The following is a 10645-nucleotide window of genomic DNA, read 5'->3' on the forward strand; positions in this document are numbered from 1 at the left end:
CCGGGCACGCGGTCGATGTGACGCTCTACTGGCAGCAGTGGGCTTTGCGGATGAGTGCCCTCGATCCGGTCGCGCAGGTGATCCACGACGCCGCGGAGCGTCTCCTGTCGATGCCGTCTTCTCCGACAAGACAGCAGCCCAGCTGACCTCGTCAGGGTGCTCGCAGTGCATCGAAAATCGCCTTGCCGCCGCCGTGCCCGGTCAGACAGCCATCGACGAACGCAAGAAACGTCGCCCGCAATATCCCGGCTGCCCCGTTGGGCCACGCCGCGCCACCAGGAGCAATATCTCGCGGAGGTGGGGCGGAGCCGCTGGCGCGACGCCATCCAGTCCGTCCCTTGACCATAGGGAGACACATGAAACGCATGGCAATCGGGTGCATCCTCGCACTCGGACTCGTCATGGGCGGCGCCAGCGCAGCCCAAGCCGGCGAAACCACGGGTAACGGGAAGCCGGTCCCGGCCCCCGAGCACGCCAGTTCGGCCTGCGCCTTCTCGGGTCAGGACCTCCCCGACGCTGAGGAGAACCATCCGCCCGAGTTCAATGACGACGCCGTCACTGACGGCCACGTCCAGAGCTACGGCCGGTACGTGAGTCACGGATTGAAGGAAGCAGTGCCCAGCCCAGGTGTGGCCTGCCGCGGCAACGTCGAATTTGAGGAATAGGCCGCCTGCCTTTCAGCACCAAGGCATCGGTGAGCGCCGCCCCCGCAAGGGAGTGCTGCGCTCGCCGTGCTGTTGGGACTCCGCGTCAGCGCTACCGCGTCAGGGCGACGGCACCCGTTGCCATTGCAGGACTGCGGAGGTGGTTACAACGGTGAACCTCGTCCACTCGCTCGTTCCGCCTTTGATTGTGATCCGTGACAGGTTCGGGACGCTCGACCCAACGGCGTAGTAGCTCAACCAGGTCGACGAGGTCAGCGGTTTGTCACTGCGGTAGGCGTGGGTGTCGCCGTTGATAAGGAAGACCGGCTTACCCCAGGATCGGGATTCCGAAGCGATCGTCTGCACGATCTTCTGGAAGCCGCTCTTGTACGTCGTCCCCTCGTTCGGGATGAACATGTCGGCCTGGGTGATGAGCACGACGGCGCGGCTGGCGGCGCCCTTGGCGCGCACAAAAGTGTCCCGAATCAGGCTGATGGCGGCGTCGATCCGGGCAGTCACTTCGGCCTTCTGGGTCGTCGACGGCGAGGACGCCCCGTACCACGGCACCAGGTCGTTGCGCGAGCCGACGGCGTGAACGGCGGCGAAGGTCAGTCCGCCCTGATTGAACGTCACGTTCTCGGGGTAGCTGGACTGCGCCGATACCGCGATCTTGGTCATGCCAAGGGAGGTGCCTGGCGCGGGAAAGAACGTGCTCCTCAACGCAGCGAGTTTGGTCAGCGGGTACCCTCCGCCGGTCGGCGCTCGCCAGCAGTCCGCCCACTCGTTGTCACCGGGCGTATAGATGAGAGGATCGACGACCTGGTCGAAATGGCCGCGAACGCTCGAGAAGTAGCTCGTGGAACAGTCGAGCGGGCTGCTGAGGTCACCGAGGTGACTGACCAGCCTGACGTTCGGATCGGCATTGATGTCGGAGATGTAGCGGGGGAACGCGGAGAGCTGAGCAGTGCCATAGGGCACGTCGCCGATGACGGCAAAGGCGTAGGGGCCAGCGGCGGAGGAGGGGGGCACGGGGCTGAAGAGCGCAAGCGCACCGAGGAGGAGTACCGCGGCGACAGCCGGATGCCGGTGGGAGCGAGAAATGGGGAACCTCTAAATAATCGAATCGGGCGGAAAGCACAGGAAGGCGGAGAAAACCGCGATTGGCGTCCTGAGGAGGGGGAGACATTCGCCTGACCGTGCGAACAGGCGCACTCTGTGATTCCGTACCGCCCATGGGTCGGATTTTGTTTCACCGGAATTATGCATCCGTCGCCCCACCCCGTCCAGCCCCGCGGCTTGCGTGGAGCGGACCGATTCACCGTCTCCTCGGCTGGATTATCCAGGGGTGGTCATCACCGGGCTATTCTCTGGCTATCTAGGAGATAGCTCGGAGGTTGCTCGTGGCTCGTTCGGATCAGTCACAGACGGCAATCCTGGGCGCACTGAGCATCATGCCGATGACGGGTTACACGTTACGCGAGGAGATTCGTGACACGCTCGGGCACTTTTGGAGCGAGAGCTTCGGCCAGATCTATTCGACCCTGGCCGAGTAGGAGCGACAAAAACTTGTGGAGCGCGAGCACTCGGATGATTCCCGGTCGACCACGTATCGGATCACGCCGCAGGGGCTGGAGCGCCTTCGGCAGCTTCTCGCGGAGCCACCCCAGGGATCGAAGCCGCGAAATGGTCTGTTGCTGCGACTCTTCTTCGGCGCGCAGCTCGGACCGGAGAAATGCGCAGACCTGGTGCTCTCCGCCCGGGAAGCGGCCGAACAGCGTCTCGTCGAGTTGGGTGCCGCCCGCGCCGAGCTCCTCGAGGACACCCGACTCGTAGCGGACGCGCCCTATGTGCTCCTCACCATTGCTGCCGGAGAGCACTCGGCTCGGGCCGCGATCACCTGGGCGGACGAGGCGTTGCGTGAACTCGCGAAGCTAGCCAGAGGCGAGTGAACTCTCACTTCGTGAGCAAAAGACCCTTGCAACAGGGCGGACGGGGAGCTGCCTGCCACTCAGTCGGTAATCGTTCCTGTCGTCGTGTAGGTCACGTGCCTCGAACTTCTGAGGATCGCTCGCTGTAGCCGGGTAAGGCGGGTTCCGCGGGGTGTCCCGCTCTTCATCAGATTGTTGCGCTTCCGTGCCTGATCGGTCTCGTACCACGGCACCTTCTTGTGCCAGAGCCCGCAGGCGTGCCCGATCTCGTGCATGGGCGTGGTCGGGCGCGGTTCGTTCGCCGCCGGATCCCCTGGGCCCTGCACATAGTCGGCGAATCCTTTAGCCGCCTCGACGGTCACATAGTTGGACAGTGGCCCCAGAGAGCAACCAACCTTCCCCTCGACGTCCCGCACGACGAAAATAGTGATCGGGCTGCCGAAGAGCCCGCCGGTGGTGTGCGACCTGAAGTACCTGCCGGTTGCCTTGTAGTCCTCTCCAAGTGCGCCCCCGTTGCATTTCACATCGAGCGCGTGGCCTGGTGCGGGGAACGGAAGTATCTCGTACAACGTCTTGCCGTCCCCGACGATGGCAGTGACGTTGATCCTTTCCAGACACTGCCGCATGACGGCGACCGCCCTCTGAATCTGTTGCTCGTCGGTCGCGCGTTGGGCGGGATTGCCTGGGTCGGCCAGCAGCGCGACGCCCTGAGAGTCGCGCAAAATGAGGATGCGTACCTTCACCTTTTTGGGGATCATAATGCCCACCAGGGTGAGCAGGAAGTCGACGAAGTTGATGGTACGTGCGACGATTTCGCCGAGCAGATTGACGAGCTGGTTGACGAAGCCGCTGATGGCATCCGTGATGGGCGCGTACCAGGGTCGGCTGTTGTATTTTCCTTTGTCGCGGAGCCATTTCAGGTTGATCCCGTAGCGGCGAGGGTCGTAGAACAGGGTGTCATTCGCAACTTCGTTGACCAGCCCCACCGGCTGCCCAAGCTGCACCTCGCTTCCGATCAGCATGGGATCGGTGGGAGTTATCCGCCATTCGAAAACGGGCGTCTCCGACCAGGTCAGGTTGATCCCGTACTTGCGCGCCCCGTACTTGAGGTAACCACCTTCCCGGATGCCGATGGCGATCAGTTCGTTGTAGGTGATTCTGGAAGCTCCCGGAGACTGTCCGATCACGAACACAGAAGGGTTAGCGGGGTCAAGATCAGCCCAGCTCACGTTGATTCCGTACTCGCGCTCCTTGTAGATCAAACGTTGAAGCGCGTACTCGTTCAACAGATCGTAGCTCGGCCGCTGCCCCGAGATGAGCGTCGTGATGGACTGGTCGATCGGGACGATGTACCAGTTGTGTCTGTCGGTCATCATGACCTCCCGATTCCAAGCAGGCGATTGCGATGTTAGGTGACTGACTCTGAGATGGGAACCCCGTTGGCGGCAACGCGATCTCGAACTGCCCGGCGGGGATGTCATAGCCGAGCGAGCGCGCCGCTGGGGGGCGCAGCTGGCTCAACCGGTGACAGCAGGTTGACGGTATCGAGTCACTCGAGGGCACCGTTGAGGAACGCAAGGGTGTTGGCGACCACGGCGCCGGGTTGTTCTTCGGCGATGTAGTAGCCGGCGCCCGGGATGCGCCGCAGCGTGAAGTCGTCGGCGTGGTTTTCGAAGCCGCTGACGATTTCCGGGTGCTCCCTTGTGTGATCGTTTCCGCCATAGAGGACCGCGCCGTAGAGCGAGAGCGTCGGGGTTCTTAAGCGCATTTCGCGGTAAGCGCCGGCGCTGGCCAGTTTCGCCTCACGCAGGATGAAGGCACGGTACAGGGCGGATCCGGCTCGAGCTCGCGCCGGATTTCGCAGGCGTGCCAGAAAGATGTCGAGATCCCTCGGCGTCCAGACGGATTGGTCGGTCGTATCACCGGTCATCATCCAGCGCGGCAACCTCTGGCGTCCGGCACGAAGCAGCCACGGTCCGAGTCCGGGCGTAGCGACGGCGAACATCGGCCAGAGCCGCCACACGTGAAGCAGCAGTCGCGGATGGAACTCGGGGTACGGGTGCGGGGTGGCGATGTTGACGAAGCGCTTCACCCGTTCCGGATGCTTCAGGCACAGCCGGTACCCGACCAGCCCGCCCCAGTCATGACCGAGGAGATGCACTTTCTCGAGGTGCAACTCGTCGAGCAGCCCGACGACGTCTGCAACAAGCTGATCGCTCGTATATCCCTCGGGGGTGGCATCCGTCCAGCCGGCCCCTCGCAGATCCGGGCAGATCACCCGGTACTGCTTCGCGAGTGCCGGAACAACCGTGCGCCACGCCCACCAGTGTTGGGGGAAGCCATGTAGGAAAAGGAGGGGTTCGCCCGCGCCCGCCTCGGCCACATGCATCCGAAGACCCGCCAGCTGCACAAAGACATGTCGAACCCCGTCAAGGTGAGGTAGCGCTTCAGCGTCTTCCCGACGGCCGGAACTGATCTCGGAACCAGTCCCGCCGTCAGGCTCGATCTCGGCCATGGCGACATCGTAATGCGAACCGAGCGTGCGGTCCACTATGTCTATAGTGAAGGAATGACGCCGACTCGACAACGCGCGCTGGATGCCGCGATCAGCCTGCTCGCGACGGGTGGGCTTCGGGCCCTCACGCACGTCCGCGTCGACGAGCGCGCCGAGCTGCCCAAGGGCTCGACGTCCAATTATTTCCGTACCAGTGCCGCACTCATCGCGGGAGTGGCGGATTGGATCGTCGAGCGGGAACTGCCGATGGTCAGTGTCGCGTTCTCGCCGCGCTCACCGGCCGAGCTCGTCGATTCGATGTGCACCGCGCTCGAGATGACGACCAGGGACAACCGCGAGCTGACAACCGCCAGGCTCGTCTTGTTCATGGAAGCCAGCCACAATGCTGTGCTTCGCGAAGCGCTGTCACGGGGGCGAGCGGCCATCGAGGCGGCCGTCGTGCCAAGTCTCGCTGCGATGGGAGCACGCGACCCGCAGGCATCGGCCGAGACCATCGCCGCGTGCTTCGAAGGGCTCATCCTGCACCGCATCGCCCGAAATGCGTACACCGATCCGCAGCCGATCTTCGAAACGGTTGTGGCCGGAGCGTTGCCGACCGGCTGACGTCACCCGGCGAGACTCCGGAGCGGCGCGATCGGAGTTACCGTCCCGCCCTCGAGCTCCTCATTCACCGCGGTTCAGGGCGCGGAATCTGCATCATCAAACTGATTGTTGCGCGTTGCCGCCCGGAGGAGACGGTCGATCCCTTTTCGCATGGGTTTCACACACGATTGGATGCATGCTCCCCAATCGTGTGTTACAAATACGTTGCGCAATGTCACTAGACGTGAAGTCTAGTGAATGCTAAACATGCCTGAACAAAGTGCGTCAAGGATGACGCGCCGCTGCTACACGAGGAGGTGTCGCGCCAATGACCGCACCAAGACTGGAAGTACGCTCCCTGTCGAAGACGTTTGCCGGGGTGACGGTGCTCAAAGACGCCTACCTGGAGGTCCAGGCAGGCGAGGTCCACGCTTTGATCGGACAAAACGGCTCAGGGAAGTCGACGTTGGTCAAGCTCATCAGCGGGGTTTACCGTGCCGACCACGGCGGCGAGGTGTTCGTTGACGGCGAGCGCATCGGCACCCCGGTGGATCCGGGCAGGCTCCACGAGGAGGGACTCGCTTTCGTCCATCAGGACCTCGGGCTCATCCCCGACCTCTCCGTGCGCGAGAACGTCCGTGTCGGCCGCCACTCGACCGCCCGGTTCACCGGCTGGATCAACAACGCCAAAGACGCGAAAGCGGTGCGGGAGACCCTCGACTTTTTGAACCTGGGTCACATCTCGCCCGAGGCAAAGGTCGGAAGTCTCCGTCCGAGTGAGCGCGTTGGTGTGGCCATCGCCCGCGCACTGCAGGAGCGACAAGCCGGCAGTGGCGTGGTGGTATTCGATGAGTCGTCGCGCGCGATCCCGCAAGAATCCCTCGACGACTTCTACGACATGGTCAAGCTGTTGACCGCTCAGGGGACCGGCGTTGTGATCGTGAGTCACAACCTGAAGGAAGTGCTCCGGATCGCTGACCGGGTGACCGCCCTCCGCAACGGTCGCGTCGTCGAGATGGGGCTCCCGACAGCCGACCTCGACGAAGCGGCATTGACCAGGCTTGTGCTCGGGCGTTCCGGGGAGCTCGACGACTTCACCCGGAGCATGCCTTCGCAGATCCGGAACGGCGGGATCTCGCTGCGCGAGATCCGCGGCGGGCGAATCCGCAAGGTCTCCGCATCTGTCAAGCGCGGCGAAGTGGTCGGCTTCACCGGCAGCGTCGACTCTGGTCTCTCGAGCCTCGCGCCGCTGGTTGCAGGTGCGGCCAAGGGTCGCGGAACAGTCCTCGTCGACGACACCGAGCTCTCCCTCGAAAGCGCCAGTATCAAGAAGGCTCTTCGAGCGGGAGTCGCATACATCCCGCAGGACCGGCATGGCCAGGGGCTGGCGACCGATCTCACGGTCGAGGAGAACGTCACGCTTCCGCACCTGCACAAGCGCGGCAAGGCGTGGTGGACGGGGCTGGGCTGGCAGAAGGTCGAAACCGAGTCGGTGCTCAAGGCCTTCGACGTCACGCCGCCGAACCGTCATGCCGTCGTCGCCACATTCTCGGGCGGCAACCAGCAGAAGGTGCTCATGGGCAAGTGGCTGCTGGGCGGGCCCTCTGCGCTTGTGCTCGACGACCCGACCCAGGCGGTGGACGTCGGCGCTCGCTCGGCGGTGCTGCGGGCTACGCGACAGGCCGCGGTCGACGGTGCCGCTGTCGTGCTGTGCAGCTCAGAGGTCGATGACCTCGCCGCGGTCTGCGACCGCGTTCTCGTTCTCGAGGAGGGGAAGGTGCTGACCGAACTCGTTCGCCCGTTCACCGCCGACGACGTCTTCTCCGCCATCTTCCACGACTCCGAAGGATCAGGCCGATGACCACCACCACGACCACGACCTCGAATATCACGATTCCGAGGCACGTCTCGCCCGCGCGACGGATCACGTCCGGAATCCTCACCCGATATGCCCTGGTGCTGCTGTGGATCATCATGCTGCTGATTCTCGTGGCGCTTGTGCCCGGTGACGTCAGCGCGTTCAACGCGATGCGCACGGTCTTCAGCCAGATCACGCCCGTGATCTTTCTGGCCCTGGGCGTTGTGATCACGATGTCGGTCGGGGAGTTCGATCTGTCGTTCGCGGGCATATTCAGCATCTCAGCGGTCGCAGTCCCCTCGCTTGCAGTCCTCCATGGCTGGCCCGTCGGCCTTGCGGTGGTGGGTGCGCTGGTCATCGCCCTCATCCTGGGAGCGATCAACGCCGCGCTGATCGTGGGGCTCGGGATCAACTCGGTCGTCGTGACACTGGGTACCTGGAGCGTCGCCGGCGGACTCGCATTCCTGCTGTCGAGGGAGACCACGGTCAGCGGCCTCGACCGCGGGCTCGCAGCGATCTCCACGGGTCGGTTTCTGGGGCTGCCGCATCTGTTCTGGTACGGACTCCTCCTCGTCGCGATCGTCGCCTACATCATGGGAGCCACCCCGATCGGGCGCCACATGGCCTTCGTCGGCTCCAACCGTGCAGTCGCCGCGCTTGCCGGCATCGCGGTGAGCCGCGTGCGGATCGGGGCGTATCTTGCGAGCGCGCTCCTGGCGGGTCTCGCCGGCATCGTGATCTCGGTCGGCAACGGCGGATTCAACCCAGCATCCGCTGGCGCATACCTCCTCCCCACGTTTGCGGCGGTCTTCCTCGGCACGGTTGCGGTCGTGCCTGGCCGGTTCAACCCGATCGGGATGTTCATCGCGGCGTACTTCCTCATCACCGGTGTCTTCGGTCTCCAGCTGCTCGGGCTGACCGGCTGGGTCACCGAGGTCTTCTACGGCGCCGCGCTGATCGTCGCCGTCACCGTGTCGCACGTGCTCCAGCGCCGAGTAAAGGGCTGACCCCGTGAGGGGCTCCTCGCAATCCCACTATCCACACCCAAGAATGGAGTTCCCCGAATGACCAAGTCACTACGAGCTCTCGGCGTCGCTGTCGCCGCCGCGAGCATCATCATCCTGGCCGGCTGTTCCGGCGGGGACGCTGGAACGCCGGGGGCAGCCGGTGAACCGGCTGCCGAACTCAGCGCCGAAGCGCAGACCGCTCGCGACATGGTGGATGCGGCATCCGTCTCCATCGACGAGTTCGAGGCACCCGGTCCCGCGTTCGACGCCAGCGCCATCGCCGGCAAGACGGTGTACTACATCCCGGCCACACTTCAGGTTCCGGTCCTGAAAGTCATCGGTGAACACCTGACCGATGCGCTCAGCAACGTCGATGCGACCATCCAGGTCTGCGATGGCAAGGCGAACCCCGCCGACATCTCGAGCTGCGTGGCGCAGGCGATCGGAGCCGACGCAGGCGCCGTCGTCACTGCCGGCATTACGCCGGAGTTCGCGCCGACGGCATTCGCCGACCTGGCTGCCGCGGGAATCCCCTGGGTGCAGGGCCTCACCGCCCCGGCGGGCGACGCCGACCCTTCGCAGGTCGCCTACGTCACGGAGAACCAGGTCCTGCTGCAGAGCTGGTCCACCAATTGGGTTATCGCCGACTCGGACGCCAAGGCGAACGTGCTCGTGATCAAGCTGACCGATACCCCGGCGACGACGATGTGGGCCGACATGGGGATCCTTGCGACCTACGAGAAGGGCTGCGCGGACTGCGTGGTGGAGGTCATCGAGATCAACTCGGGCCAGCTCGACAGGCTGCAGAGCCTGATCAGTTCGACGCTCGTGGCGAACCCCGACATCACCTACATCCAGGCGCAGTTCGACCAGTTCCTGCCGGCCGTCACCCAGGGCATCCAGTCTTCCGCGCGCGACGACGTCACTGTCGCGAGCGTCGACGGATTCCTGTCCACGCTGCAGGACATGGAGGCGGGTGGGAACATCGCGTCCGCCGTCGCCTACAACAAGGCTGCCCTTGGCTGGTACCTGGCTGACGCCGCCGCGCGCCTGGCTGCCGGGCAGCCTGCCGTTCAGAACCTCGACTTCCCGTTCCGTCGCGCGTTCAACGAGTCGAACCTCGGCAATCTCACACTGACGCCCGAGGCTGAGGCGTCCGGTGAATGGTTCGGCGATGCGGACTATCAGGCGGGGTTCCTCGAACTGTGGGGGATCAAGTAGCGAATGCCACTCTCGCACCGGCCTCTGCCCACGGGCAGGGGCCGGTGAGGGCTTGAGGGGATCGGATGGTGCAGGCGGGACCAGGTGTGCTGAGCACGTCGCGGCCCGTGCGCAGCCTGGCGCGCGCTCGTGATTTCGGGCGGGCGCTGGACGGCTGGGGGCGTTTCGCCGGCCCGGACGGCCGCGAGGATGCGCCTGGAGAATGGATTCGCGCAGAAGGCCAGCTCATCCGCGGGCAGCTTGATCGCACACAGCTGGATCTGCTGAGCGTTGACGCTCCGCGGCTGATCGTCACGCGCACCGCCGAGCATGTGGCCCGCACGCCGCACACGAGGCACATCGTCGTCGTGCACCTGACCGGCAGCAGCGTGCTCACTCCGACTGACGGTCACCCACCCGTGCACCTGGGACCGGGAGACGTCAGCTACGGAAACCCGACCATCCCGTACCGGTGGGAGTTCACCGGGCCGCTGACACTCATGATGCTGCGGGCGTCCCAGCTCGGTGCCGTTAAACGCCGTGGCGACGACCTGGCTGGCCATGGTGCCTCGCGGAGAAGCGTGCGCGAACGGCAGCCTCCAGGTTGAGGGCCCGCATGATCTCCATCGGGCGCTGATTCGTGATGTGCGCCCGCGGCGAGTCCGCGACCCAGGTCTCCCGGGTGACGATGGTGACCTGAACGCCATGCCGAGCAAGCATGAGCGCGGTAGCGACGCCGGTGGGGCCGGAGCCGGCGACGACCACGTCGTTGTGCACTGCCTGCCCGAGGGCTGGGTCGACATCATCCCGAATGCAGGAGCACTCGTGAAGACGGCTGACGTGGACTCCTGGCAGCGCACAATGCAACTGTTGGCGCGGCTCGAAGGGTACGCGACAGCGCTGTCGGCTCC

Annotated in this window: 12 protein-coding genes; 8 read left to right on the top strand and 4 right to left on the bottom strand. The window is 64.6% G+C overall.

The annotated features are described in order from the left end of the window. Positions 1-356: 356 nt before the first annotated feature. Complete coding sequence (locus ACLQ62_RS15685; RefSeq protein WP_411722561.1) at positions 357-665, top strand: hypothetical protein; 309 nt, start codon at positions 357-359, stop codon at positions 663-665. Positions 666-764: 99 nt separating this feature from the next. Here ACLQ62_RS15685 and ACLQ62_RS15690 read toward each other — a convergent pair whose 3' ends face one another. Continuing rightward, a complete protein-coding gene (locus ACLQ62_RS15690; RefSeq protein WP_411722562.1) occupies positions 765-1673 on the bottom strand; it encodes a hypothetical protein in 909 nt (302 codons plus the stop codon). 371 nt (positions 1674-2044) lie between these two features. On the opposite strand from ACLQ62_RS15690, the gene ACLQ62_RS15695 reads away from it, so the two are divergent. Both ACLQ62_RS15695 and ACLQ62_RS15700 read left to right on the top strand, forming a co-directional pair. Then, positions 2045-2197, top strand: coding sequence for a PadR family transcriptional regulator (locus ACLQ62_RS15695; protein WP_411722563.1), 153 nt, complete (start codon positions 2045-2047; stop codon positions 2195-2197). A 138-nt stretch (positions 2198-2335) separates the two neighbouring features. Continuing rightward, complete coding sequence (locus tag ACLQ62_RS15700; protein ID WP_411722564.1) at positions 2336-2593, top strand: hypothetical protein; 258 nt, start codon at positions 2336-2338, stop codon at positions 2591-2593. 59 nt (positions 2594-2652) lie between these two features. On the opposite strand, the gene ACLQ62_RS15705 is transcribed toward ACLQ62_RS15700, so the two are convergent. After that, positions 2653-3858, bottom strand: coding sequence for a hypothetical protein (locus ACLQ62_RS15705; protein ID WP_411722565.1), 1206 nt, complete (start codon positions 3856-3858; stop codon positions 2653-2655). A gap of 263 nt (positions 3859-4121) precedes the next feature. Further along, positions 4122-5087, bottom strand: coding sequence for an alpha/beta fold hydrolase (locus tag ACLQ62_RS15710; protein WP_411722566.1), 966 nt, complete (start codon positions 5085-5087; stop codon positions 4122-4124). Between the two features lie 54 nt (positions 5088-5141). Here ACLQ62_RS15710 and ACLQ62_RS15715 point away from each other — a divergent pair, with 54 nt between their 5' ends. From ACLQ62_RS15715 to ACLQ62_RS15735, 5 genes are all read left to right on the top strand, one after another. After that, positions 5142-5690: a TetR/AcrR family transcriptional regulator gene (locus ACLQ62_RS15715; protein WP_411722567.1), complete on the top strand. Its 549-nt coding sequence runs from the start codon at positions 5142-5144 to the stop codon at positions 5688-5690. 307 nt (positions 5691-5997) lie between these two features. Next, the gene (locus ACLQ62_RS15720) at positions 5998-7530 is read left to right on the top strand and encodes a sugar ABC transporter ATP-binding protein (RefSeq protein WP_411722568.1); all 1533 of its coding nucleotides are present in this window, start codon (positions 5998-6000) and stop codon (positions 7528-7530) included. Continuing rightward, complete coding sequence (locus tag ACLQ62_RS15725) at positions 7527-8534, top strand: ABC transporter permease (protein ID WP_411722569.1); 1008 nt, start codon at positions 7527-7529, stop codon at positions 8532-8534. The genes ACLQ62_RS15720 and ACLQ62_RS15725 overlap by 4 nt, the downstream gene beginning before the upstream one ends. Before the next feature lie 57 nt (positions 8535-8591). Continuing rightward, the gene (locus ACLQ62_RS15730) at positions 8592-9755 is read left to right on the top strand and encodes a sugar ABC transporter substrate-binding protein (protein ID WP_411722570.1); all 1164 of its coding nucleotides are present in this window, start codon (positions 8592-8594) and stop codon (positions 9753-9755) included. 65 nt (positions 9756-9820) lie between these two features. After that, a complete protein-coding gene (locus ACLQ62_RS15735) occupies positions 9821-10342 on the top strand; it encodes a hypothetical protein (RefSeq protein ID WP_411722571.1) in 522 nt (173 codons plus the stop codon). Here the strand turns inward: ACLQ62_RS15735 and ACLQ62_RS15740 are convergent. After that, complete coding sequence (locus tag ACLQ62_RS15740; protein WP_411722572.1) at positions 10266-10601, bottom strand: FAD-dependent oxidoreductase; 336 nt, start codon at positions 10599-10601, stop codon at positions 10266-10268. The two genes, ACLQ62_RS15735 and ACLQ62_RS15740, sit on opposite strands and share 77 nt — an antisense overlap. Positions 10602-10645 lie beyond the last annotated feature (44 nt).

The sequence above is a fragment of the Mycetocola sp. genome (genome assembly GCF_046716805.1).
GTDB lineage: Bacteria > Actinomycetota > Actinomycetes > Actinomycetales > Microbacteriaceae > Mycetocola_A.